Genomic DNA, 23,867 nt, shown 5'->3' with positions numbered 1-23,867 from the left:
ACAGCTACTCCCCTGCCTCCCCTGCCTCCCCTGCTTCCCCTGCCTCCCCTGCTCCCCCTGCCTCCCCTGCTCCCCCTACTCCCCTACCTCCCCTGAACTTATCTCAATCTAGCCGGAATAGCATAGGGCCCTTTTTTCAAAGCAGTTGCCAAGGCATTATTATTCAATCTTAGGGCTTCATAAAAGAAAAATATTTCTCCCTGAACTCCTTTAAACCGATTATAGTCAATTGACTTTAATAAATCATCAGTCGTAATGCAATAGGAACCTATTTTTGCTAAAATACCTGGAGAAAGTTTGGGTAACTGCCAATCCCTAAACTGAACATCAACCAATTGATCAACTAACCCTTTATAACTCCAAAAATTGCGTCGATATAACTGAGGGTGAATCCAATCCACTAAATCTTGATCAATCCAAGCAATATAATCCTGTAAATATTCATCTAAACCCCATTTATAAACACTAGGAGCCATAGAAATCAACAAATTAGGCTTAATTGCCTTGACTTCTCGACGCAAACGAACTAAAAAATTTGTGAGGATATTCGCCCGCCATTGTACCCATTGGGCGTCTTTATGATAGGTCGGAGGTTGACGCCCGAATTCCTCCCGATAAAGAGCAACCGTTTTTGGATCATACCCTCCTTCCGAGGGCATTGCAGGCATCCGGTCATCCCCCTGAATTCCATCAATATCGTATTTTCTCACCACTTCTAAGACTAAACTTAGAACAAAATTTTGTACTTCTGGGTCAAAAGCATTCATCCACTCAAACCCATTTTTAGCAACTAATCCCCCCGTGGAATTAATCCCCGACCACTCAGGTTTTTGAGATAAAATTCGGCCCCCATTTTGTTGATAAGAACTCGCAAATCCAAATTCAAACCAGGGAACAACTTTTAGTCCCGCCCGATGACCTTCCTCAATTACTTCCTGTAACGGGTCGCGTCCCTTAGCATAGAAATCAATTTCGATACCAAAGGTTTGAGACATGACTTGAGAGCGATAAAAAGTCACGCCCTTATTCCAAACCACCGGAAACACCACATTAAAACCCGTCTCCGCCAAGAATTCCATTGCTTCGGTAATGGTCGGTCGAGAAAACAGCACTCGACTGTCCGTATTGGTTAACCAGACACCGCGAATTTCCATAAAATCTCCTAACAGGATCACACTTTAATCTTAGTATGGAGGTTTTCCAGGTTTAGTGATTCAGCAATTAGCACTTTGAATCTGACACTTGCCCACTTGAGCCTTCAGCGATTATGATTAGTTTAAGGAATAATTGTGATCAATCGAGGTGAAAAGATCAGTTAACCTTTGATCCTAGCCCGTAAAAATCCCCGAACCCTTTTGAGGTCAAGCCGTTGTGCCTAAACCATGCCAGGATTAGGGAGGAAAGGGTTTAGGATTAAAATATCCTATGAATATCCCAAATCAACAGCGATGGAGGAGTTTATTCCGGGTTAGACCTCTAGCCCGTCGTTTTCATCCGAAACCAATATTTCACTCGAACTCGGTTGTCAGTTTACCCAGGCTTGGGGTGTTTCCCCTCCCAGGTAATCAACCCGGGTCTAAGGCTTCTAAGCCCTTTCAGTCTCGAATTATTTTATCGACGTTGCGGGATATTCCACTTCAGCCGCACTATGATTTTCAGCAATTCTGTTTAGTAATAATCTGGCGATTAATCGCCCAATACACCTATATTGCAGGTGATACCAGTTAGGCTCGATTAACTTTGGGGTTAGCGATTCACCGAAATATAGTCAGGTAGCAAAGCCCGATACAGTTAGATTCTAACAAAGAATTTAGACTGAAATCCAATCAGGGTTAGGTTATCCGTGATTACACACCCATAACTGTTATTTTGCATTCTTTTTCCCCTGCCATGAACTGCGATTCAAGCAATTTGTGGTCATTTTCCACTATTTACACATTAAATAAAACCGTTCATTTTTTATGAAGGCTAATGAAAGCATCGATGTCGATAAGTTATTAACTCGATATGCTACAGGAGAGAGAAATTTTAGCGGTATCCATCTGATGGTAGCCTGCTTGAAACAGGAAAATTTGAATCGGATTAATCTCAGTAACGCGGCTTTACAAGGAACTAATTTATCTCGCGCTCGCCTAATTGGAGCCAATCTCAATGGGGCTGATTTGAGTCAAGTCAACCTCTCCATGGCGGTTCTGGTTGAAGCGAATCTCAGTGGTGCCAGTCTGACCGATACTATTTTACGCAATGCTGACCTGAGTGGAGTTATGCTCAGTGGTGCGATTTTGTCCCAAACCGATTTGACTGGGGCTAACCTCACCGGAGCCAGTTTAATTTCAGCCTGTCTCCTGAATGGTTGCAAACTCACCGATGCGGTTTTAGTGGGGGCAACTCTCAGCCGAGCAATTTTAAGCGGTGCTGATTTAAGTGGGGCTAACTTAACTCGAACCATTTTAACCGAAGTTGATCTCAGTGGTGCTAATTTAAGTCATGCTAAATTAGTCCGATCTTATCTAAACCAAGGTAATCTGAGTGGGGCGAATCTGAGTCATGCTGATCTGAGCGAGGCTAGTCTACGAGAGGCTAATTTGGGTGTGGCCAACCTGGTGGCGGCTAACTTACAAGGGGCGGATTTAAGTGGCGCTAACTTAAACGGAGCCAACTTAAAAGGAGCCTGCCTCCAAGACACAAATCTTAAAGATACCTATTTAAACGGTTTAAATTTACAGAATGCTGATTTAAGACGCAGCGATTTGACCAAGGCTAATTTGCGGGGGGCGAACCTCAGTGGCGCGAACTTGGAAGGGGCGACGCTCTTAGGAGCAGATTTGCGGGGGGCGAACCTGAGCCATGCTAATCTCACTGGAGCCGGATTACTTTTGACTTCCCTCAAAGGCGCCAATTTAACCGGAGCTAATCTCTGTGCGGCTAACTTAATCGGTGCGAGTCTCAATATTGATAACCTGAACCAAGCCACCCTCGAAGGAGCGATTCTGCCCAACGGAGCCAGCTATTCTTAGGGATTCGGAGCGGTTTTGATGAAACTCTTGCACAATTTCTGAAAATGTGTGATATGATCAGAGGGTTTGATACACTTTAGGGTGGAGGTAAAACCCGAAGAATGAAACAATTGGGAACCCATCTGGTCGTTGACGCTTGGCAGTGTCCTGCAGAACTTCTGAACGATCCCGAACGCATCCGTCGCGCGATGCTTGATGCAATTTCTGCTGGAGGGGCTACCCTCATCGACTTATGTGTACACCAGTTTAGTCCTCACGGAGTAACTGCAACAGCCACTTTGGCTGAGTCTCACATTGCCATTCACACTTGGCCAGAATTAGGCTATTTCGCTGCTGACTTATTCTTTTGTGGAGCAGGCAATCCTCAGCGAGCCATTAAGTTTCTAGAAACCGCGCTTCAAGCCAAACAGGTAAGATCGAGAGAATTCAAACGCGGTTATGAACCCGACGAGACTGAGATCCCAGATTCAATTAGTGAAGAATCTTTAGCAACTTTAGTTGAAACTGGAACTCGCGGTTAAAACCCGTTTATCGGTCATCCGAGTCAAGTCAAATCGAAACAAAAGATTGTGTTTCTCATCCTCTCGTTGGTATTGATAATTTCCTAAAATTCAAAATAGTGAAACTATTAATACCAACACCGAGCTAACACAATCAATGTCCCTTCTGGAAACTACATTACAGCCACTCGATAAGGTGGCTAATTCCTAGGAAGTTGCATTAATATCTACAACTTCAAAAACAGTATTGGCGGAAGGAAAACCCTCCGCCATTATTTTTATAAATCATGTTTGGGAAACAATTCCTGAATCATCTACCGTTGTTGGTTCAACAGAGGACGAACAATCCAATAACCCGCACCAAAGGCAACTACGACAATCAAAACAATTGATACAATTAGCCAAAACCCGCTCAATTCAGAACGCTGAGATTTAGACATCGGGCGTAACCGAGCCTCCGTTGGTTCTGTAAATAATGGTTCAGCTACCTCCGTATTTAACGGTTGTTGGGGTGGCTGAGGAAAGGGAAAACTGGGTTGATTTCCCCTGGCTTCTGGTATGGTCTGCTGTGCAATTTCCAGAACTGGGGGATTTGTTGGAGTCGCGCCGAGATTGCTAGGAATTTCCAGGGTAAAAGAACTCGCTCCTGCAGATGAAAATTGAGATTTTTTCCCCTGACCGATGCTTTGAGCTTTATTAATGGCTTGGTGTAACCCAATGGCAGATTGCACAACGTTTTCTAATTCTTGCCTAAGTTGTTGATTTTGCTGGGTTAGCTGTTGATTTTGGGTTTTGAGCGTTTGCAGTTGAGATTGAACCGTTTGCAACTCCGCCGTAACTTCTCGATAAATGGAAATGGGAATCGATGGAGAGTAATTACTCGATGCCACTGACGGATTAGGGCTAGAGGCGTCAGCATTTTGCATAAGACTTTTAATTGAGGGTGAACATTTTATTAGAAACTTATTATGTTTTACAATACCTGTGATTAGAACGATTTGAACGAATTTTTTTCAGCAATTTCAGAAAAATTCACCCTTCCATCACATAAATTAACCATGAGCCACCCTTACACTGAACCCACAGAAGTTTCTACCGCCAGCCCAGAAGAATTAAAGTATGGTGAACGGGAAATCGAGGAAGGACAATTGATTACCTTTCCCAATCCCAGAATTGGTCGTCGCTATCAGGTTGAGATTACCTTACCCGAATTTACCTGTAAATGTCCTTTTTCCGGCTATCCCGATTTTGCTACGATTTATTTAACATATCTTCCCGATGAGCGGGTAGTGGAATTAAAGTCTATCAAACTGTATATTAACAGTTACCGCGATCGCTATATTTCCCACGAAGAATCCATCAACCAAATTTTAGATGATTTTGTTGCCGCTGCCGATCCCTTAGAAGTCCGAATTAAAGGGGATTTTAACCCCCGAGGGAATGTGCATACCGTTGTGGAAGTCGCGCACCAGAAGCTCAACCCCAACCTCTAAAGCTCAAGACTTGTGAGAATATCAACTCCTATGATAGAATTATAGGCTGTGTCGAAATTTAGGGAAATCCATGCCCAAACTCAAAACTCGTAAATCTGCGGCCAGACGTTTTAGAGTCACTGGCAGTGGAAAAATCGCACGTCGCAAGGCTTATAAAAGCCACCTGTTACAGCATAAAAGTTCTGCTCGCAAACGGAATCTGTCTAAGATGGCGCTGGTGAGTGAGACTCAAGAAGACAACGTGCGTTTGATGCTGCCCTATTTGTAAGCCTCTAAACGAATTTTATTAAAGGAAACAAACGTAAATGACCAGAGTTAAGCGCGGTAATGTTGCTCGCAAACGCCGCAAAAAAATACTGAAACTTGCCAAAGGATTCCGTGGTTGTCAGTCAACTAACTTCCGCACCGCGAATCAGAGAGTTATGCAGGCGTTGAAAAATGCCTATCGCGATCGTCGTAACCGCAAACGTGATTTTAGACGGTTGTGGATTACTCGGATTAATGCCGCGGCTCGGATTAACGGAATTAGCTATAGTCAGTTAGTTGGTAATATGAAAAAAGCCGATATCTTACTGAATCGCAAAATGTTAGCCCAACTTGCTGTTTTAGATCCTCAAACCTTTGGGAAAGTCGTTGATCTTGCCAAGAGTGCAAACAAGTAGTTTTAACCAATTAAAACCGCCTGTTAAACTGAATAGACAAAATTGCCGATTGTCGGCTCAGGTGAAGGATCGGATTTAATCTGTCCTTCGCCTTTGTGTTGAAAAAACTCTCTTTTTAAAATGATGGATAAGAACCTTCCCATTGCCTATTTATTACTTTTAGTGGCGTTGCTTTCTGGGGCTATCGTCTTTGTGATTCGTCAAATTATTAAAACTCGTCGGATAGAAAGCACCCTTTTTGATCTACAAAATAAGTTATCAAAAGAACAGGGAAATGCACAAGAATATTATGAATTAGGAAGTATTTATAACGATAAAAAACTTTACTCTCAAGCTGTTACCGTATTACAAAAAGCCTTGAAAGCTGGGGAAGATGAAGCTCCTGAAAACCTAGCCATGATTTATAATGCCTTGGGATATGCCCATTTAGCTAAAGAACAATACGATATTGCCATTCGTCAATATAAAGAAGCCTTAAAGTTAAGTCCCATTTACCCCACCGCTTCTAATAATTTGGGTTATGCCTACGAAAAGAAAAAGCTAACCGCTCAAGCGTTGGAAGCCTACGAAGAAACTTTAAAAAATGATCCCGATAATCAAACCGCCAAATATCGAGCCCAATCCCTACGCAAACGGATTGGAATTCCCTCAGAATCGGCTAAGTAGGGGGGAGCATGGGGAGCAGGGGGCAGGGCAGGCATTTGTCAAGATTTAATGCAAAGGATTAAGAGAGTTGTAGCTGTTGTGACATCTTGTATGTTTTTGCTTGCAATTTGGGAAAACTCGGTTATTCTGGAAACTTGAAGAAAGTATTAAGCCTTCTCCCAAATGGTGAAGTAACTTTCTAAGTCACTCAGAAAAACACTGTTATTTTCTGTATAGAAACTGACAAAACTGCATCCATCGGAGATTTTATGACTCCTACAATGCTTCGTCAACTTTGGTCACTGGTAGAAACCACTCAAGCATCCACTTTAGTTGATCTTGATGATGCGAGTCTTGTCCAGTGTTTAGTCAAACAGTTCAAAAAACAAGCTGGCATCAACGCCAAAGAAGCCGATCTCTTAAAGGATTATATCTGCTCTCGGATTGCTTTAATTCGAGATATGGCAGAAGCCCGCCTATCTGGAGATGCTTCGGCTTAACCCCCCATATTCCAATAGTTTCAAATTCAGTGAAAGTATAACTATGGGGGAATTTTTCTCAAAAAGCTGCATGGAAAATTCTCAGATTCAGGTAAACTTAAAGCGTTTGAGGTCACTCCTTGAGAGTTAATGACCTCAAAAACTTTATCAAAAATGGCAGCAAGAAGACCCGCACCATAGGGAATGTTGGTGTCGGGGTGAATAGCGCGGAACCAAAAGAACAATTACCTATAACAGTTAAGTTAGACCCCGGTGGGCGATGATTTGTCTGCTGAAGAATTGATGACCCAACGAATAACAGATTGGAGCCAACCGATAAAAATATAAGATAGTGTAATAAATAATGGGATACGACAATGCCGTATCCCTGATGGAAAAAAACTTAAATGGCTTCTAAATTTTTCTCTCCAGTCCGAATTCGGATGATTGCTTCCACGGTCGAGATAAAAATCTTACCGTCACCGATTTCTCCTGTACGGGCGGCAGAAATGACTTTATCCAAGACCATATCAACCTGACTATCTTCGACAACAATTTCAACTTTGAGTTTTTGCAGGAACTCCACGGTGTACTCAGAACCCCGGTAACGTTCCGTTTGACCCTTCTGACGTCCAAAACCTCTAACTTCAGAAACCGTCATCCCCACAATACCTGCATTGACCAGGGCGATTTTAACCTCATCAAGTTTAAAAGGCCGAATAATTGCTTCTATCTTCTTCAAGATCCTCACTCCTCAAGTTAAATATTTCTTGTAGTCGTCACTTAGCATTCTATCTCTTGATATCATCGCCAAGAAACAATTATTTGTAAAATATGCTACAATTTATCCCCTAAATGGAATCAGGGTTGACTGAGCCTAACATCTTGATCTCAATTTGATCTAATCAAACTAGAGAACAAGGGAAAAGCCAACGAACACACCCCAAATCCACCAGAGATTCTACCATACTTTGGAAAGTTAAGATAATGGTTTAAGAATCGATAGACAGACTCCCTTGAAAATCTATCTGATCTCCCTAAAAAATCCCAACACCCTTAACAACTTCACTGATATTGTAAAGTCTTGTTAAAAGTGGCAGTCTCTCAGGCTTGAGAGCTTGGTAACTTTTAAAATAAAAAAACTATCGAAGGGCGGGTTAATCAAAATCAAATTTTAGTGTGCTGCACGCTAATTGAAAAACCTACCCCCAGTCAACTCAAACACAGTTCGAGGAATTACTGTGCAACTAAAAACTAAAATAGCTGCAAAACGAGCAACGGGCGCTTACGCATTGATGGACAGTTTGAAACGCCATGGCGTCAAACACATTTTCGGTTATCCCGGTGGAGCGATTCTGCCCATTTATGATGAACTCTATCGCTTTGAAGCCACGGGGGATTTAAAACATATCCTGGTGCGCCATGAACAGGGAGCCGCCCATGCCGCCGATGGTTATGCCCGGGCAACGGGCCGTGTCGGGGTCTGTTTTGGAACTTCTGGCCCGGGAGCCACCAACTTAGTGACGGGCATTGCCACGGCCCAAATGGACTCGATTCCCATGGTGGTAATTACCGGACAGGTGCCCCGGTCAGCCATTGGGACGGATGCCTTCCAGGAAACCGATATCTACGGGATCACCCTGCCGATTGTCAAACACTCCTATGTGGTGCGTGATCCGAGGGAGATGGCTCGAATTATCGCCGAGGCGTTCCATATTGCCAGTAGTGGACGTCCTGGCCCGGTATTAGTTGATATTCCTAAAGATGTAGGTTTAGAAGAATTTGATTATATTCCCGTTAATCCTGGGGAAGTCACCTTACCCGGATATCGGCCGACGGTGAAGGGAAATACCCGCCAAATTAATCAAGCCATTAAATTAATTCGGCAGGCCGAAAAACCCTTACTCTATGTTGGCGGTGGAGCGATTGCAGCCGGAGCCCACGGGGAAATCCAAGAATTAGCCGAACTGTTTAATCTACCCGTGACCACAACCCTGATGGGTAAGGGAGCGTTTAATGAAACCCATCCCCTATCGGTGGGAATGTTGGGAATGCACGGCACCGCCTATGCTAATTTTGCGGTGACCGAATGCGATTTATTAATTGCCGTGGGCGCCCGTTTTGATGACCGGGTGACGGGGAAACTCGATGAATTTGCCGCCAGGGCCAAGGTGATCCATATTGATATTGATCCGGCCGAAGTGGGGAAAAATCGCGCCCCGGAAGTTCCCATTGTTGGGGATGTTAGACAGGTGTTAGTAGATTTATTGCGCCGATGTCAGGAAACGGGCGGAGCAACGGAAACCCAGCAAAAAACAGCCGAATGGTTACAACGGATTCAACGCTGGCGGGAAGATTATCCCCTGGTTGTCCCGATTTATCAGGATTCCCTATCCCCCCAAGAGGTGATCGATACTTTGGGGAAAATGGCTCCCGATGCCTATTTCACAACGGATGTGGGACAACATCAAATGTGGGCGGCTCAATTCCTGAAAAATGGCCCGCGACGATGGATTTCCAGCGCTGGGTTAGGGACAATGGGTTATGGGATGCCCGCGGCGATGGGGGCAAAAACAGCCCTTCCCCATGAACAGGTGATCTGTGTGGCCGGGGATGCCAGTATTCAGATGAATATTCAGGAGTTAGGGACTCTGGCCGAATATGGGATTAATGTAAAAACCGTGATTGTCAATAATGGTTGGCAGGGCATGGTGCGTCAGTGGCAAGAAACCTTCTATGGCGAGCGCTATTCTTCTTCTAATATGCAGGCGGGAATGCCTGATTTTGTGATGTTAGCCCAGGCCTACGGGGTCAAGGGGATGCAAGTCACCCGACGGGAGGACTTGAAGGATGCCATTGCAGAAATGTTGGCTTTTGAGGGCCCGGTATTAATGGATGTGCAGGTGAAACGGGATGAAAACTGCTATCCGATGGTCGCCCCAGGTAAGAGCAATGCTCAAATGATTGGTTTACCTGAGCGGACAAATTTAGAAACCATTGAGTTAGTTTATTGCAACAATTGTGGCGCCAAAAATGTGGGCAGTAATAATTTCTGTCCTGATTGTGGCACTAAATTATAAATTAACCAGATTTCAGGTGATCAGCAACCCCTATCCGGGGTTGTTTTTTATTGATTTGAGGTGTACGGTTTGTTGTTGTGCTTTAGCACTTCCGAATCAGAGACCCCAAGCGCAACAACGGGATAACGAATTCTGGACTTACTATGCTTTAGGGTATAGTTATTTTCAAGATAGCCAATAGGAAAAGGCGATCGCAAATTACCTAAATGCAAATGAATTAGAAATGTATTTAAAATCTGCAACCACGAGCTAGTAATTTTGCGAAAGCAAAGCGAAGCATTGTTAATTTTTTTTGTTATCCGCCAATCTTCCCTCTCATTATGATAAATTTTACCACAGGCAAAGCACTAGGGTGATTGTCTAAAGAATATTAAGCGAATGTCTATCAACTATACCAGAGAGCAAAGGAATTATGGAACAATTTTTAAGTATCCTAAAAAACATCAATATCGATGTTTCAGGTATCCCAGTCGGCAAAATTCTTCTAGTTATTCTCGTCCTAACAATAACACAGGTATTCAGACGATTTATTACCTCGGCAATTATTAAACGCATTGAGTATTTAACCGCTAAAACCGAGAGTACACTGGATGATGAGTTAATTGCGATTCTCAAACCCTCTTTAAACTGGCTAATTCTGATTGGTGGACTGTGGCTAGTCAAGGAGATTTTGGCAACAAATATTGGGCCACAATTGAGCGAAGCAATCACTAAAATTCTTAACTTAATTGTTTTTTTCATCGTTGCTTATGTGATTTATCGCAGTGCTTCAATCTTCGGGCAAATCATTGCTAATATCACGCTGCGGACTGAAACAGAACTCGATGAGTTACTCAGACCCTTGATGCCGAAGATTTTTCAATCGGCAGCTATTATCGTACTCACAATTAAGGTCAGTGAGATATTTTTAGGACAATCAGCAGCAGCACTCGTGGGTCTATTAGGGGGTGCTGGGATTACTTTAGGTTTGCTGTTGAAAGATATTGTTTATGACTGGTTTTGTACAATTATTATCTACTCCGATAATCTCTATCGAGAAGGAGATTGGGTTTCAGTCTCAGGATTACAGGGTTTTGTGCAAATCATGAGTATTGGATTTAGAACTACAACTCTCCATGTCTATCAATGGGGTTCGATTGTGAAAATGCCTAACTCCAGAATGATTACTGGAATCGTAGAAAATTGGTCACAAAATCCGGGTGAGGAGTTAAAGTGGGGTATTAGTTTAACCCTCAGAATTGATAGTATTTCAGCCAAGCAAACCGCCAGAATTTGCGATGCTATTCGAGAAATGCCAGAATCTATTCCTGGCTTATCTAAAGAGATGATTGTTCGGTTTAGCCAGATTGAAAATAATGCCCGTGTGATTAAAATTGTTGCCTTTGTTAATGATGATAAGCTCTACTTTGATGCCGAGAAAAACTTAAATCTAGCCATCTTAGAACTTTTAGAGAAAGAGGGCATAGATTTCTTGTATGTGGATCTGCGAACCGATCCCGAAAAATATAAACAAAGTCAGAAAGCTGCTAACAATTAAATTTATAGCAATCCTATTTGAGTTGTGTTCAAAATTCCCGATCAAAAGGGAACAGGCAACACCGCATCTGGGATAAGACTTCTGACTGTTTCATATCAAATCCATTTAGGATTGCTATAGGAATTCTATAGGAATAAAACCTAACAAAAATTATATAGGTTTTGGTTAAGCAATATCCTAACCAAAACCCACAGAATTTTGTCTGATTATTCAGACTTTATATTGTTGATCAATGTAAAGTTTTTCTAGGTAAATATTGACAATGGATTTTAAGCATGAGATTATTTATATATAAAAATATTAGCTTCACAAAAAAAGATCATCATGTTAACAACTAGTTTGCAAAGTGTCGATAAATCTAATCAACATCTAAACAGGGAAGGTGAAGATGTTATTCAAGGATTAACTAACGAATTTAAGTATTTACCACCCAAATATTTTTATGACGATCACGGATCAAATTTATTCGAACAAATTTGTGAGTTACCCGAATATTACCCCACTAGAACAGAAGCCTGGATTTTGAGCCAATATGCCGATGAAATTGCTCAAATTACAGGGGCTTGTGAACTGGTAGAATTAGGAAGTGGCAGTTCTACAAAAACGCTGTTTTTATTAGATGCTTATCAAAAAAATGCCCCGGACTCTAAATATATACCCATTGATGTTAGCGGTGGCATACTTAAATCTACCGTTGTCAAGCTACAACAAAAATATCCGACTTTCTCAATTCAAGGATTAATCGGAACCTACGAACAAGCCTTGGTGAAGTTAGAATCAACCCCAGCATCGTCGCGGATGATTTTTTTCTTGGGTAGTTCCATGGGCAATTTTAATCCCCTAGAATCTAATACTTTCTTAAGTCAAATTTCCAAAACATTACAACCAGGAGATTACTTTCTTTTAGGCATTGATTTACAAAAACCCAAAGAAATATTAGAGCCAGCTTATAATGATAGTCAGGGCGTTACGGCGGCTTTTAACTTGAATATGCTTTCCCATTTAAATTGGCGTTTTCAGGGCAATTTTGACCTGAATTTATTCAGCCATCAAGCGATTTACAATCAAGCAGATACTCAAATCGAAATGTATCTGCATTGTCAAAAAAGTCATTGGGTATCCCTAGACATTTTAGATTTAAAGGTTTTCTTTACCCAGGGAGAATCTATTTTAACTGAAATTTCTCGCAAGTTTGATTTAGCAAATCTACAAAAACAACTCCAGTCCAAACACCTCAAAACCGTCAAAATTTGGACAGATCCCCAAGAATGGTTTGGGTTAATTCTTTGTCAAGTTTAAAACAATTCTGTTGATCAAATTGAGGCATAAAACTTCAATAAATCGGGTTTGATGCCGAAAAAAGCCTGATTCCCATTAACTATAACTATGAACACTCTTGTATCGAATTGTCCCCCCAAACTAGATTGTTGCGATCGCCAAACCCTCCTCAATTATTTTCAGGAGGCTTGGCAACTTGAAGATATGCTCCTAAAAAGTTTAGTTGGGGAAGACACATTTTATCTGAATCCCGACCCTTTGAGAAATCCGCTCATTTTTTATCTGGGACATTCGGCATCTTTCTACATCAATAAATTAGTTCGGGTGGGATTATTAGAAAAATCTCTGAATCAGGACTATGAAATTCTGTTTGGAGTTGGGGTCGATCCCGAAACACCCACAGAATTGAATCAAGCGATCGCCCACCTGCAATGGCCAGACCTTACCTCGGCTTGGCAATATCGAGAACAAGTCTTAGAAATACTATCAGAATTCATTGAAAAAACGCCAATTACTCTGCCGATTCTTCCCAATCATCCCCTGTGGGCATTAATCATGGGAATTGAACATCAGCGCATTCATGTCGAAACATCTTCGATGTTATTTCGCCAGCTTCCCCTAGAGCGAGTTAAACGCCCCTCAAACTGGAAATATGCCCCTTCTAAAAGTTATATTCCAGAGAATGAAATGCTCGAAGTTGCCGGGGGAATTGCCCAACTTGGTAAAGCCTTTGACGATTCCACTTATGGCTGGGATATTGATTATGGGTCACGCACCGTTGAAGTTGCACCTTTTTTAGCTAGTAAATATCTCATTACCAATAGCGAATTTCTGGATTTTGTTAAGGCGGGTGGCTATGGAAATCAAGAGTATTGGGATAAAAAATCTTGGCAATGGAAAACTGAAAATAATATCCAACATCCCAAATTTTGGCGCTTAGAAAAGGGGAGTTATAAATATCGCGCCCAGTTTGATGAAATGGATTTACCTTTAGATTGGCCAGCAGAAGTCAATTACTATGAAGCCATGGCTTATTGTCGTTGGCAAGGTGTGGGGACTCGGTTAATGAATGAAGCCGAGTACAATGTCGCCACTTACGGTGATGGTTTAGTAGAAGATGTAGACCATTACAATCTCAATTTCAAATTCGGCTCACCCAGTCCCGTCGGAATGTTAGAAACTGCCAAAAGTTACTCTGGACTCTATGATTTGCGAGGTAATGTTTGGGAATGGTTGAGTGATAATTTAAACCCCTTTTGTGGATATGAACCCCATTTTCTTTATGAAGATAATTCTGCCATCTTTTTTGATACGGAACATCAAATGATGTTAGGAGGATGTTGGATAACGAATGGTACGGAAGCTTTAAAATATTACCGCAATTGGTTCCGTCCCAATTTCTATCAACACGCTGGTTTTCGGATCGTTCAAGATATTTAGTTATGTAGAGACTTGCCATGGCGCGTCTCTAGCAGTCATCAGTTAGCAGTTAGTAGTTATCAGTAAATAGTCTATTGTCTAGGGTTGATTATTTTTTGATTTGAGATGTTGCGTAATTAATTCTGCCGCTAAACGGTTTCCGGCGATATTCCAGTGGGTGTCATTGGGTTTATAGAGACGAGTTTTTTGGGATGCGACTTTAAAATCAGGTAATAAATCCAGATAATCAATATTCGCTTGCTGTAACTTTTCTGTTAACAGTCGGTTTGGGATTTCAAAATCTAATAAATTTTGATTATTGGGATCAAATGCTTGTTTGACTTGTTTTTGAAGTTGTGAATTGACTTGAACTTCATCAGGAATAATTACAATTGTTAAAGGGATATTTTGAGAATCACAAATTTGTTTAATTTTAATTAAATCTTTAACTGCATCCTCTACAAAGCCTTTAAACATCCCATCGGCTGGATTTCTAACAAACATATTACTTTTACTAACAGTATTCTGGAGATACTTTGCATTATCAATTGTCGGTTGATTATCCTCATATTTAGGCACCGTGTTAATGAATGTACCTTGATAATGGCTTTGAATTTTAATTAGAGATTTGATTAAAGCTACGACATAGGATTTTTCCTCTTTTCTCAGGTGGGTGGTCATGGAATTATCTAAAAAATCATTACCAATATAGAAGGATAATACTACTCGATCTGGATTGAGTTTTAATCCTTCATTGACTAAAATTGATAAATAATCCCTTGGGCCCATACCCGGAATTCCCATATTAATCACTTCGGTTTTTTGCCCCGATTTATTTAATTTTTCTTCTAAAAGCGTCAAATAATTATATTGATAGGGAACAACACCATAAGCAAAAGAATCTCCTATTCCTAAAATCCGATTGATTCCCGCAGGTTTCTCAACGGTAAATTCAACGTCTTTAAAGCCTTGGGAATTTAACTTAAAATCATAATCGGGAGCGTTGGGTTTTCCGCGAAAACGGTTATAGGAAGAATCATAAAAGACAAAACTAGGATTAATTTTATTATAAATTCTTAGGGTAATTTCAGACATTATAAACGTAATTAAAGCGATTAATGCAGTTTGTCCAAGAATTTTAGTAAAGCCTTTCAGTTTAGTTTTTTGCATTTTAAATTTTGTTAGGGGAAGGGGGAAAAAGTTTAAAAAATTGATTGGTTTTGGGGATTAACTTCTCAAATAATAGTTCCGCAGCCAGTTGATTTCCGGCTGAATTCCAATGGGGTTCTTGTAACAGGTATAAGGGACGTAGTTTTTGTTCAGCTTGAAACCGAGGGCGGAAATCGATATAACTAATTTGTTGGGATTGCAGATGGGGAATTAAAATATTCTGCATACAGTTTGGGTCATATTTTGATAAATTCAAGTCATGTTTTTCCTGTATTTGATTTAATAAGTTAGGATTGATTTGAAACTCATCGGGATATATCGCAACGATAAACTGAATATTTTGCTGTTGTAATAGCCGACTCATTTCGTCAATACTTTGGAGAATATAGTTAATATTATCATTCCAAACCCCTTTTTGCAAATCTTGACGTTTACAAAAGTCTAAGCGGGTTTTTTCGGTTGCTAGAAAGGTTTCTAGGGATAAAATACCAGGGGATTTTTCCGGTTCAGTCGGATTAATTACAAATTGTACATGATAGGGTAAAATTGATTGTTTTTGAGCTTTTTTAGCTTCTTGAAATACTTTATATTTTTGTTGAAGAAAGAGTAACAAACGAGATTGATTAATAATTGGATAACCGAATATTTTTAACTCCTGGCGTTTATCAATATCAACATAAATATCATTAACAATAATTCGTTTTCGGTTGGGTTTTGCATCAATAAAGTCATTCCCAACAAAAAAACCTAATACGACCAAATCAGGATGATATTGTATGGCATATTTTTTTAATAACGCTAATTGTTCCCCCGTGTGGGTTCCGGGGTATCCAGCATTAATTACTTCAACTTGAGAATTTTGATAATATTGGGCAAATTTCTGTTCTAATAAAGCGGTATAATTTCCATCTTTTCCCCCCGCCCAATTATAGGAATCACTCAGAATTAAAATTCGATATTTTCCCGGTTCTTTTTGCAGGGGATAATCTCGGTCATTAAACCCAAATTGATTATTTCCATTAGCATAAGGACGAATTTTAAACCCTAAATCTGGATCATATTGATACAGTCCTTGGGATAAATAGGGTTCGAGGACAATCATTAATATTTCCACTAAGAATAATGGTACAATTGTCCAACAGAACAATAATAGCAAGATTTTAGATAGAGATTTTTTCATCATAAATAACCTGAAATCATAGAAGAAAAAATTAATTTAACCACAGAGACACAAAGAAGTTTGAAACAATAACCTGCCGATGGTCATAGCGATCGCAAACTTCCTAAATTATAGGGTAATTCAGAGAGTAATTGATTTTTTCAAGGTTCAATAAGCTCATTATTTTTATTCAGAGGCGGAGGCACAATTAATACTTTATCGACGCGGTTTCCATCCATATCCATAACTTCAATGCGTAAATTTTGCCATTCAAAATGATCGGCAGCAGCCGGAATCCGCCCTAACTGAGTAATCACAAAACCACCGACAGTGTGATAGTTTCCTTCCGATTCTTCTAATAAATCTTCTAAATCAAATAACTCAAAAAATTCTTCGACGGGCAACATTCCATCTAATAGCCAAGATCCATCTTCCCGTTGCACTTTCTGGGGTTCTTCGGGATTATCCCAAGAGGGCATATCACCCACTAATTCCATTAAAATATCATTTAAAGTTACTAATCCTTGAATCACGCCATATTCATCAACTACTACGGCAAAATGGGTTTCTCCTTGTTTAAATAATTCTAAAATTTTCAAAACAGAAGTGGTTTCAGGAACAAATAAGGGACGGCGTAAATTTGCAGTTAAATCTAAGGGATTACCGGATAGGGATTGAGTTAATAAATCCGAGACTTTAATAAACCCTAAAACATGATCTAAATCTTCTTGACAAACTAGGATGCGAGTGTAAGCATTTTGGGCAATACTCTGACGATTTTCTTCGGCAGAATCATCAATATCAATCCAAAAAATCTCAGGGCGAGGAGTCATTAAACTTCTGACTTGGCGATCGCCTAATTCAAACACTCGTCCCACAATACTTTGTTCCGTTTCCTCCACAATTCCTGATCGAGTTCCCTGCTCAATCAGAATTTTAATTTCTTCTTCGGTAACTTCCGGTTCCATCGAGGCATGACTGCCTAAAAGCCTTAAAATTAATTCCGTAGACAGACTTAATAAATGCACAATGGGAGAACTAAAATTAGATAACCAACGCATGGGAATTGAAACGCTAGTTGCGATAGATTCAGGCGCATTCAGGGCTAACCGTTTAGGAACTAATTCCCCAATAATTAAGGATAAATAGGTAATAATAATCACAACAATTGTAAAACTAATGGCATTGCTGTGGGGAGCTAAAATCGGAATTTTGTTCAGTTGCATGGCTAATCGGGCTGAAATTGCTGCCCCTCCAAAAGCACCTGCTAAAATTCCAATTAGGGTAATTCCTACTTGTACCGTTGAGAGTAAACTATTGGGAGAGTTGGCTAATTCCAGAGCCACTTTAGCTTTTTTATTTCCTCGATTGGCTGACTGTTGTAGGCGAACTTTGCGCGCCGAAAGAATAGCAATTTCTGACATAGCAAATACGCCATTGGCTACAATCAGCAGGAAAACGATCAGAATTTCTTGGAATACAGATGACATTTTGAGGTCAGAATAGGAAGATAAAAGATTAGAATAGCTGATCCTATCAAGATCTGATTATCTTATCGGATTTTCAAAGAATTGCTTACAATGTTATAACGACTTCTGTGGCAGGGCGACTCGCCATGGCAGTCGAGGTTAACGGTTAGAACAAAGACTCATACTCGAACACGAGAACGATGGTCTTTCTCTCCGGTGTTCCGGTGTTCCCTATTCCCTGTTCCCTTCCCATATGACATTTTCCTCTATCGTGCGTGCATTGGGGCGATCGCCTTTAACGACTGAACTCCTGACCAAACTGAATAAATCTCAGTCTCTCTACCTCAATGGTCTGTCTCGCATTCCCAAGGGGTTAGTCGCTTCTACCTTAGCCCAGGAGTCGGGATTAAATTTATTGGTGGTCACAGCTACCCTGGAGGAAGCCGGACGGTGGGCGGCTCAACTGGAGGCGATGGGATGGGCTACGGTTCAGTTTTATCCCACTTCTGAGGCGTCCCCCTACGAGTCGGTGACTTCCGAGGAAATGACCTGGGGCCAAATGCAGGTATTAGCGGAGTTGGCGGGACGGTTACAGACCCCTTCGGGTGTTCCCATGGCCATTGTGGCCACAGAAAGAAGTTTACAGCCCCATTTACCCCCGGTTTCCGCGTTTCAACCCTATTGTTTAACCCTGTATCGGGGGATGACCTCGGCCGGAAAAACCCTGGATGAACAGTTTGCCAAGTTAGGCTATGAGCGGGTATCCTTGGTGGAAACCGAGGGTCAATGGAGTCGCCGGGGGGATATTGTGGATATTTTTCCGGTGGCCTCGGAATTACCCGTGCGTTTAGAATGGTTTGGGGATGAGTTAGAACAAATTCGGGAACTCGATCCCACCACCCAAAGATCCTTAGATAAAATTGAAGCTCTCATTCTCACCCCGACGAATTTTGATGTGATTATTCAAGGGAATTTAGCCGATACTGAAACCTTGATTTCCCAAATTATTCCTCCCATCCCTAAACCTGAATTTCAACTCGATAATAATAATTATAAACCCCCTAAATCCTATCATTCCTTATTGGGATTAGCCTTTGAAAAACCCGCTTGTTTATTAGACTATTTAACCGATACGACTCTAATTGTAATTGATGAATTAGATCAATGTTGCGCCCATAGCGATCGCTGGTTAGAACATATTCAAGAACAATGGCAAGCCTTACCCCAAAAACCCCCTAAAATTCATCGTTCCTTTACTGAATCCCTGCAACAAATTGAATCCTTTGATAAACTCTATTTATCAGAAATAGGAGATTATCAACCTAGCTTAGTTAATATTACCAATGTTCCCAGTTTAAACCTAGCTTCCCGTCCAGTTCCCGCCACTCCCCATCAATTTGCTAAACTGGCAGAATTAATTCGGTCTGAGCGAGAACGATATTTTTCTATATTTATTGTTTCCGCCCAACCTAGTCGATCGGTTGCCCTGTTATCGGAACATGATTGCCCCTCAAAATTCATTCCCAACCCCCGGGATTATCCCGCTATTGATAGCTTAATTAAAAATACCCCCGTTGCCTTAAAATATACTGGACTCGCTGAATTAGAAGGGTTTATTTTACCCACCTTTCGGTTAGTTTTAATTACCGACCGAGAATTTTATGGCCAGCATTCCCTCGCCACCCATGGTTATATTAGAAAACGACGGCGGGCGGTATCCAAACAGGTTGAACTGAATAAACTCCGTCCCGGGGATTTTGTGGTTCATCGTCAACATGGGGTAGGGCGATTTACTAAATTAGAAAGCCTGGTAATTAATAACGAAACCCGAGAATATTTAGTTTTACAATATGACGATGGCACGTTACGGGTTGCCGCCGATCAAGTGGGCAGTTTATCAAGGTTTAGAAGTACCGGGGGCAAAGTTCCCCAACTGAATAAACTCACCGGACAAGCTTGGGAAAAAACCAAGGAAAAAGTTAAAAAAACCTTAAAGAAATTAGCCGTAGATCTATTAAAATTATACGCCCAACGCGCCCAACAAACGGGCTATGCTTTCCCCCCCGATATGCCTTGGCAACAGGAACTTGAAGACTCCTTTTCCTATCAAGCAACCCCCGATCAAATTAAATCAACCCAAGACGTGAAACGGGATATGGAAAGCGATCGACCAATGGATCGGTTAGTTTGTGGGGATGTGGGTTTTGGCAAAACAGAAGTGGCAATTCGGGCTATTTTTAAAGCCGTTACTGCTGGAAAACAGGTAGCTTTATTAGCCCCCACCACAATTTTAACCCAACAACATTATCATACCCTAAAAGAACGATTTTCTCCCTATCCCATAGAAGTGGCTTTAATTAATCGTTTTCGCAGCAATTCGGAAAAACAAGAAATATTAAAACGGTTAGCAACGGGGGAAATTGATATCATTGTTGGCACTCAATCCTTATTGGGAAAAGGAGTACATTTTAAGGATTTAGGGTTATTAGTGGTTGATGAAGAACAACGTTTTGGAGTGAATCAAAAGGAAAAAATTAAGACCTTAAAAACCCATGTTGATGTCTTAACTTTAACCGCCACCCCCATTCCTAGAACCCTATATATGGCATTATCTGGGATTCGAGAAATGAGTTTAATTACCACTCCTCCTCCTTCCCGCCGCCCAATTCAAACCCATTTATCTCCGTTGAATTTAGAAATAGTTAGAACAGCCATTCGTCAGGAATTAGATCGGGGGGGACAGGTGTTTTATGTTGTCCCTAGAATCGAAGGAATTGAAGAAAAATCTGCCCAAATTCGAGAGATGATTCCTGGGGTGAGATTGGCGATCGCCCACGGACAAATAGACGCCTCCGAATTAGAATCAATTATGTTAACATTTAGTTCGGGGGATGCGGATGTTTTAGTCTGTACAACCATTATTGAATCGGGGTTAGATATTCCCAGAGTTAACACCATTTTAGTTGAAGATTCCCACCGTTTTGGCTTAGGTCAACTCTATCAATTACGCGGTCGGGTCGGACGTTCTGGAGTGCAAGCCCACGCCTGGTTATTCTATCCTACCACCGCCGACGGACGGGTTAATTTAACCGATGATGCGCGCAAAAGATTGAGAGCAATTCAAGAATTTGCCCAGTTAGGATCGGGCTATCAATTAGCGATGAGAGACTTAGAAATTCGGGGTGCGGGAGACATTTTAGGGGCGGAACAATCGGGTCAAATGGATGTGGTTGGGTTCGATCTTTATAGTGAAATGTTACAAGAAGCAATTCAAGAAGTCCGGGGTCAAGAAATTCCCCAGGTGGATGATACTCAAATTGATTTGAGTTTAACTGCTTTTATTCCTTCCGATTATATTACGGATTTAGATCAAAAAATGAGTGCCTATCGGTCAGTGGCGGCTTGTCAAAGTCGGGATGAATTATCTCGAATTGAGGAAGATTGGTGCGATCGCTATGGCCCAATTCCCACCCCGGCGCGTCAATTAATTAGAATTATGGAACTCAAACAAATTGCTAAGAAATTAGGCTTTTCTCGCATTAAACCCGACGGTAAACAACATATTTTATTAGAAACCCCCATGGAAGAACCCGCCTGGAATTTATTAAAAGCCAATTTATCGGAAAGTTTACATCCTCGGTTTGTGTATAGTAAAGGTAAAGTTACGGTTAGGGGATTAGCGGTATTGAGTGCGGATAAACAGCTAGAATCTTTAGTTAGTTGGTTAGCTCAAATGCAAACCGCTTTACCGGAAAGTTCTGTTGTTTAGATAATCTAACTTTTTATCAAAAATAACAACCGCAGATGGCAGTTTGGACATAGACTTATGCTCAAACTTAGAGAGTGAAATCTTTCCCCCCATTCCCTGTTCCCTGTTCCCTAATTACTTACAATGAAAGATCAAACACCGATTGAAACCCCAACCTTTAACCCCTGGAATTATAAACCTTGGTGGTGTCAACCTTGGTCAATTCTATTAACTGGAATTACCCTAATTTCAGGAAGTTGGTTGTTATTTAAAACCCTGTGGATGACAATTTTAGTCGCTATTCCTTTGTTAGCCTGGATGGGATTTTTTCTATTAATCTGGCCGAAGTTAATGGCAGATGTCTATTCTCAGGAATATTTAAGTAATAATGAGTAAGTTATTAAATTCATTATAATCGACAAAAGCTTTATATTCGAGCAGTGCTTACCCACACAGAGTATGATCGAGGAACATGGAGGTAGTCAAAATGTTGAGTATAGATGAAACCCAAAAACTATGGCAACCCTTAGCCAATAGATTAATCATTCCCCAGGATGAAGCAGATTATCAACGGCTTGTGGAATGGCTCGATCAACTGATTGATGAAGTTGGCGAAAATGAACAACATCCCCTCGCCTCACTCATGGATATTCTCGGTGTTTTAATCGAGCATTATGAAAATGAGCACATTCCTGAACTTCAAGTTTGATTAATATTTATGAGTAAAAAATTTCGTCCACCTGGCTATCATCCGATCCGAAAGTTTAAAATCATCTTATCAGGACTCTATTTTGCAGTCGTGTCTGATTTTAGCGTTGCCTATAAGATGATTTTATCTATCTTTGTATTAGGTCTTTCCTTTATTTTTCGTGAATGGATAGATTTTACTTTAATTCTGTTAGGAACAGGACTGATGCTCACTGCTGAATTGTTTAATAGCTGCATCGAAGCCCTATGCGATTTTATGCAAGAACAGCTAGACGAACGAATTCGGATAATTAAAGATATTGCCGCCGCCGCCGCCGGAATTAGTATTTTGGTTTGGGCTACTATTTTAATTATCGAACTGAGTCATATCTGGAGCTCATTGAGACGTTAACTTCAACCCGGTTTCCACTTAATTCTTATAAAAAATACCCCCTCAACTTTCCACTAATTGAGGGGGTAAAAACGTTACTTATTTTTTTGTCTTTTTGGCTTGAACCCTAGAAAATTAATTACTTAAATGATTGCTGGCGTAAGCATCCAAACTATAGGCGGGGACGCGGACAGTGTAGTCAGTTTCTTTACCTGTAACGGACTGGGCGATTTGCTCGAAGGAGGCAGAATTCCAGTTCCGTTGGTGAATGGGTTTGGTTTGTTCACCCAGGAAGTAAGCCTGAGTCCCAATCACAGCAGCAGCAACCCAACCGACGATGAATAAAGAGATTAAAACGGTAAACATATTATTTTTCTCCTAAGCTGACTTAGTTTGTTCTTTATGTAAACGATTGTAACAGATAGTTAAAAAATATTGCAATAGCTTGACAAAATTTTTTTGGCGTGTTTACCGTACTTGTTTGTGGGGGAGGTAGGGGGAGCGGGGGGAGTAGGGGGAGCGGGGGAGAGAGGGAAGCAGGGGGAGCAGGGGGAGCAGGGGGACGGCGTGTCCTCCCTCGCTAATAACTGACAACCAAGAACTAACAACTAAGAAGCAACGGCTGACAGTCAATGGTTAAGCACAGGAGAAATCAAGAAAAATTAACAAAAAAGTGATAGGCATTTCTGCTAAATTTGATATACACCAGTTATGTCTTGTAAAGCCAGAGTTTATTAGAAATTCCTGAGTTTGATCAAATAAAGGATATTGTTGACGGGTTCCCTTTAGAATAATAAATAGGTAGTTATGCAGAAATTGGAAGCTAATATGACGGAAAGCAATTCTCACAGACCTGTTTCACTCTCAGACCGAGAACTGCAAGTTGTAGAGTTAGTGGCTAGTGGATTAACCAATCAAGAAATTTCAGAGAAACTGGAAATTAGTAAGCGTACTGTTGACAATCATATCAGTAACATTCTGACGAAAACTGCCACCGAGAACCGAGTTTCATTAGTTCGTTGGGCGTTGCAATGGGGGAAAGTTTGTCTGGATGATATTAATTGCTGTTCTCTACCCCTTGTGACCGATGATGATGAAACAGAAGTGATCATTTCTTCTTCAGTAGAATAGTG

At 41.0% G+C, this 23,867-nt stretch carries 25 protein-coding genes; 18 read left to right on the top strand and 7 right to left on the bottom strand.

Annotation, left to right across the window (positions count from 1 at the left end; translation table 11 throughout):
- Positions 1–98: 98 nt before the first annotated feature.
- Entirely contained in the window at positions 99–1,154 is a 1,056-nt protein-coding gene (locus PL11201_RS07225; RefSeq protein WP_079677893.1) for a glycoside hydrolase family 10-like protein, read from the bottom strand.
- A gap of 271 nt (positions 1,155–1,425) precedes the next feature.
- Between PL11201_RS07225 and PL11201_RS07220 the strand changes: the two genes are divergently transcribed.
- The 3 genes from PL11201_RS07220 (at position 1,426) to speD (ending at position 3,538) form a co-directional block, all read left to right on the top strand.
- Positions 1,426–1,728, top strand: a complete 303-nt coding sequence (locus PL11201_RS07220) for a hypothetical protein (RefSeq protein WP_079677892.1) — start codon at positions 1,426–1,428, stop codon at positions 1,726–1,728.
- A 233-nt stretch (positions 1,729–1,961) separates the two neighbouring features.
- Complete coding sequence (locus PL11201_RS07215) at positions 1,962–3,017, top strand: pentapeptide repeat-containing protein (RefSeq protein WP_079677891.1); 1,056 nt, start codon at positions 1,962–1,964, stop codon at positions 3,015–3,017.
- A 101-nt stretch (positions 3,018–3,118) separates the two neighbouring features.
- A complete protein-coding gene (gene speD, locus PL11201_RS07210; RefSeq protein WP_026788369.1) occupies positions 3,119–3,538 on the top strand; it encodes an adenosylmethionine decarboxylase in 420 nt (139 codons plus the stop codon).
- 293 nt (positions 3,539–3,831) lie between these two features.
- On the opposite strand, the gene PL11201_RS07205 is transcribed toward speD, so the two are convergent.
- Positions 3,832–4,443, bottom strand: coding sequence for a hypothetical protein (locus PL11201_RS07205; protein ID WP_234996630.1), 612 nt, complete (start codon positions 4,441–4,443; stop codon positions 3,832–3,834).
- A 132-nt stretch (positions 4,444–4,575) separates the two neighbouring features.
- Between PL11201_RS07205 and queF the strand changes: the two genes are divergently transcribed.
- The 5 genes from queF to PL11201_RS07180 all read left to right on the top strand — a co-directional run bounded on the left by queF (position 4,576) and on the right by PL11201_RS07180 (position 6,817).
- Positions 4,576–5,010: a preQ(1) synthase gene (gene queF / locus PL11201_RS07200; protein WP_079677988.1), complete on the top strand. Its 435-nt coding sequence runs from the start codon at positions 4,576–4,578 to the stop codon at positions 5,008–5,010.
- A gap of 70 nt (positions 5,011–5,080) precedes the next feature.
- Positions 5,081–5,278, top strand: coding sequence for a 50S ribosomal protein L35 (gene rpmI, locus PL11201_RS07195; protein ID WP_079677889.1), 198 nt, complete (start codon positions 5,081–5,083; stop codon positions 5,276–5,278).
- A 37-nt stretch (positions 5,279–5,315) separates the two neighbouring features.
- On the top strand, positions 5,316–5,672 hold the full coding sequence (gene rplT / locus PL11201_RS07190; protein ID WP_027249804.1) for a 50S ribosomal protein L20: 357 nt from the start codon (positions 5,316–5,318) through the stop codon (positions 5,670–5,672).
- Between the two features lie 123 nt (positions 5,673–5,795).
- A complete protein-coding gene (locus tag PL11201_RS07185; protein WP_079677888.1) occupies positions 5,796–6,338 on the top strand; it encodes a tetratricopeptide repeat protein in 543 nt (180 codons plus the stop codon).
- A 248-nt stretch (positions 6,339–6,586) separates the two neighbouring features.
- The gene (locus PL11201_RS07180) at positions 6,587–6,817 is read left to right on the top strand and encodes a hypothetical protein (protein ID WP_079677887.1); all 231 of its coding nucleotides are present in this window, start codon (positions 6,587–6,589) and stop codon (positions 6,815–6,817) included.
- Positions 6,818–7,199: 382 nt separating this feature from the next.
- Here PL11201_RS07180 and PL11201_RS07175 read toward each other — a convergent pair whose 3' ends face one another.
- Positions 7,200–7,538, bottom strand: a complete 339-nt coding sequence (locus PL11201_RS07175; RefSeq protein WP_079677886.1) for a P-II family nitrogen regulator — start codon at positions 7,536–7,538, stop codon at positions 7,200–7,202.
- 499 nt (positions 7,539–8,037) lie between these two features.
- On the opposite strand from PL11201_RS07175, the gene ilvB reads away from it, so the two are divergent.
- The 4 genes from ilvB (at position 8,038) to ovoA (ending at position 14,131) form a co-directional block, all read left to right on the top strand.
- Positions 8,038–9,876 carry a biosynthetic-type acetolactate synthase large subunit gene (gene ilvB / locus PL11201_RS07170; RefSeq protein WP_079677885.1) on the top strand — a complete coding sequence of 613 codons (1,839 nt, stop codon included), beginning with the start codon at positions 8,038–8,040 and terminating at the stop codon, positions 9,874–9,876.
- Between the two features lie 412 nt (positions 9,877–10,288).
- On the top strand, positions 10,289–11,413 hold the full coding sequence (locus tag PL11201_RS07160) for a mechanosensitive ion channel family protein (protein ID WP_079677883.1): 1,125 nt from the start codon (positions 10,289–10,291) through the stop codon (positions 11,411–11,413).
- 324 nt (positions 11,414–11,737) lie between these two features.
- Positions 11,738–12,712: an L-histidine N(alpha)-methyltransferase gene (egtD, locus tag PL11201_RS07155; protein WP_079677882.1), complete on the top strand. Its 975-nt coding sequence runs from the start codon at positions 11,738–11,740 to the stop codon at positions 12,710–12,712.
- An 87-nt stretch (positions 12,713–12,799) separates the two neighbouring features.
- Positions 12,800–14,131 (top strand): 5-histidylcysteine sulfoxide synthase, encoded by a 1,332-nt coding sequence (ovoA, locus tag PL11201_RS07150; RefSeq protein ID WP_079677881.1) that lies wholly within the window; start codon positions 12,800–12,802, stop codon positions 14,129–14,131.
- 78 nt (positions 14,132–14,209) lie between these two features.
- On the opposite strand, the gene PL11201_RS07145 is transcribed toward ovoA, so the two are convergent.
- The 3 genes from PL11201_RS07145 to PL11201_RS07135 form a co-directional block, all read right to left on the bottom strand.
- Positions 14,210–15,280, bottom strand: a complete 1,071-nt coding sequence (locus tag PL11201_RS07145) for an SGNH/GDSL hydrolase family protein (RefSeq protein ID WP_079677880.1) — start codon at positions 15,278–15,280, stop codon at positions 14,210–14,212.
- Position 15,281: 1 nt separating this feature from the next.
- Positions 15,282–16,463: an alginate O-acetyltransferase AlgX-related protein gene (locus tag PL11201_RS07140; protein WP_144017683.1), complete on the bottom strand. Its 1,182-nt coding sequence runs from the start codon at positions 16,461–16,463 to the stop codon at positions 15,282–15,284.
- Between the two features lie 137 nt (positions 16,464–16,600).
- Positions 16,601–17,929, bottom strand: a complete 1,329-nt coding sequence (locus PL11201_RS07135) for a hemolysin family protein (RefSeq protein ID WP_079677878.1) — start codon at positions 17,927–17,929, stop codon at positions 16,601–16,603.
- Between the two features lie 232 nt (positions 17,930–18,161).
- On the opposite strand from PL11201_RS07135, the gene mfd reads away from it, so the two are divergent.
- The 5 genes from mfd to PL11201_RS07110 all read left to right on the top strand — a co-directional run bounded on the left by mfd (position 18,162) and on the right by PL11201_RS07110 (position 22,755).
- On the top strand, positions 18,162–21,677 hold the full coding sequence (mfd, locus tag PL11201_RS07130; protein ID WP_079677877.1) for a transcription-repair coupling factor: 3,516 nt from the start codon (positions 18,162–18,164) through the stop codon (positions 21,675–21,677).
- A 123-nt stretch (positions 21,678–21,800) separates the two neighbouring features.
- Positions 21,801–22,052 carry a DUF6737 family protein gene (locus PL11201_RS07125; protein WP_079677876.1) on the top strand — a complete coding sequence of 84 codons (252 nt, stop codon included), beginning with the start codon at positions 21,801–21,803 and terminating at the stop codon, positions 22,050–22,052.
- Between the two features lie 8 nt (positions 22,053–22,060).
- Positions 22,061–22,138, top strand: a complete 78-nt coding sequence (locus tag PL11201_RS27475) for a type II toxin-antitoxin system HigB family toxin (RefSeq protein ID WP_079677987.1) — start codon at positions 22,061–22,063, stop codon at positions 22,136–22,138.
- Between the two features lie 5 nt (positions 22,139–22,143).
- The gene (locus tag PL11201_RS07115) at positions 22,144–22,365 is read left to right on the top strand and encodes a hypothetical protein (protein ID WP_079677875.1); all 222 of its coding nucleotides are present in this window, start codon (positions 22,144–22,146) and stop codon (positions 22,363–22,365) included.
- Positions 22,366–22,374: 9 nt separating this feature from the next.
- Positions 22,375–22,755, top strand: a complete 381-nt coding sequence (locus tag PL11201_RS07110) for a diacylglycerol kinase (protein WP_079677874.1) — start codon at positions 22,375–22,377, stop codon at positions 22,753–22,755.
- Positions 22,756–22,869: 114 nt separating this feature from the next.
- Here the strand turns inward: PL11201_RS07110 and PL11201_RS07105 are convergent, their stop codons facing one another.
- On the bottom strand, positions 22,870–23,100 hold the full coding sequence (locus PL11201_RS07105; protein ID WP_079677873.1) for a photosystem II protein, Psb35-related: 231 nt from the start codon (positions 23,098–23,100) through the stop codon (positions 22,870–22,872).
- A 441-nt stretch (positions 23,101–23,541) separates the two neighbouring features.
- On the opposite strand from PL11201_RS07105, the gene PL11201_RS07100 reads away from it, so the two are divergent.
- Positions 23,542–23,865, top strand: coding sequence for a photosynthetic electron transport-dependent transcriptional regulator PedR (locus tag PL11201_RS07100; RefSeq protein ID WP_369821833.1), 324 nt, complete (start codon positions 23,542–23,544; stop codon positions 23,863–23,865).
- The last annotated feature ends 2 nt before the right edge of the window (positions 23,866–23,867 follow it).

Source organism: Planktothrix sp. PCC 11201, from assembly GCF_900009135.1.
Lineage (GTDB): Bacteria > Cyanobacteriota > Cyanobacteriia > Cyanobacteriales > Microcoleaceae > Planktothrix.
Note: the sequence above shows the minus strand (reverse complement) of the source record. Positions and strands in the feature narration are given on the sequence as shown.

Bases quoted from the DNA above. Each gene is read 5' to 3' on its own strand.
- PL11201_RS07105 (WP_079677873.1), bottom strand. From the start codon at position 23,100: ATGTTTACCGTTTTAATCTCTTTATTCATCGTCGGTTGGGTTGCTGCT.
- PL11201_RS07225 (WP_079677893.1), bottom strand. From the start codon at position 1,154: ATGGAAATTCGCGGTGTCTGGTTAACCAATACGGACAGTCGAGTGCTG.
- PL11201_RS07145 (WP_079677880.1), bottom strand. From the start codon at position 15,280: ATGCAAAAAACTAAACTGAAAGGCTTTACTAAAATTCTTGGACAAACT.
- PL11201_RS07140 (WP_144017683.1), bottom strand. From the start codon at position 16,463: ATGATGAAAAAATCTCTATCTAAAATCTTGCTATTATTGTTCTGTTGG.
- PL11201_RS07100 (WP_369821833.1), top strand. From the start codon at position 23,542: ATGCAGAAATTGGAAGCTAATATGACGGAAAGCAATTCTCACAGACCT.
- PL11201_RS07115 (WP_079677875.1), top strand. From the start codon at position 22,144: ATGTTGAGTATAGATGAAACCCAAAAACTATGGCAACCCTTAGCCAAT.
- rplT (WP_027249804.1), top strand. From the start codon at position 5,316: ATGACCAGAGTTAAGCGCGGTAATGTTGCTCGCAAACGCCGCAAAAAA.
- PL11201_RS07185 (WP_079677888.1), top strand. From the start codon at position 5,796: ATGGATAAGAACCTTCCCATTGCCTATTTATTACTTTTAGTGGCGTTG.
- PL11201_RS07135 (WP_079677878.1), bottom strand. From the start codon at position 17,929: ATGTCATCTGTATTCCAAGAAATTCTGATCGTTTTCCTGCTGATTGTA.
- PL11201_RS07205 (WP_234996630.1), bottom strand. From the start codon at position 4,443: ATGCAAAATGCTGACGCCTCTAGCCCTAATCCGTCAGTGGCATCGAGT.
- rpmI (WP_079677889.1), top strand. From the start codon at position 5,081: ATGCCCAAACTCAAAACTCGTAAATCTGCGGCCAGACGTTTTAGAGTC.
- egtD (WP_079677882.1), top strand. From the start codon at position 11,738: ATGTTAACAACTAGTTTGCAAAGTGTCGATAAATCTAATCAACATCTA.
- speD (WP_026788369.1), top strand. From the start codon at position 3,119: ATGAAACAATTGGGAACCCATCTGGTCGTTGACGCTTGGCAGTGTCCT.
- PL11201_RS07160 (WP_079677883.1), top strand. From the start codon at position 10,289: ATGGAACAATTTTTAAGTATCCTAAAAAACATCAATATCGATGTTTCA.
- PL11201_RS07110 (WP_079677874.1), top strand. From the start codon at position 22,375: ATGAGTAAAAAATTTCGTCCACCTGGCTATCATCCGATCCGAAAGTTT.
- PL11201_RS07220 (WP_079677892.1), top strand. From the start codon at position 1,426: ATGAATATCCCAAATCAACAGCGATGGAGGAGTTTATTCCGGGTTAGA.
- PL11201_RS07180 (WP_079677887.1), top strand. From the start codon at position 6,587: ATGACTCCTACAATGCTTCGTCAACTTTGGTCACTGGTAGAAACCACT.
- mfd (WP_079677877.1), top strand. From the start codon at position 18,162: ATGACATTTTCCTCTATCGTGCGTGCATTGGGGCGATCGCCTTTAACG.
- PL11201_RS07125 (WP_079677876.1), top strand. From the start codon at position 21,801: ATGAAAGATCAAACACCGATTGAAACCCCAACCTTTAACCCCTGGAAT.
- PL11201_RS07215 (WP_079677891.1), top strand. From the start codon at position 1,962: ATGAAGGCTAATGAAAGCATCGATGTCGATAAGTTATTAACTCGATAT.
- ovoA (WP_079677881.1), top strand. From the start codon at position 12,800: ATGAACACTCTTGTATCGAATTGTCCCCCCAAACTAGATTGTTGCGAT.
- queF (WP_079677988.1), top strand. From the start codon at position 4,576: ATGAGCCACCCTTACACTGAACCCACAGAAGTTTCTACCGCCAGCCCA.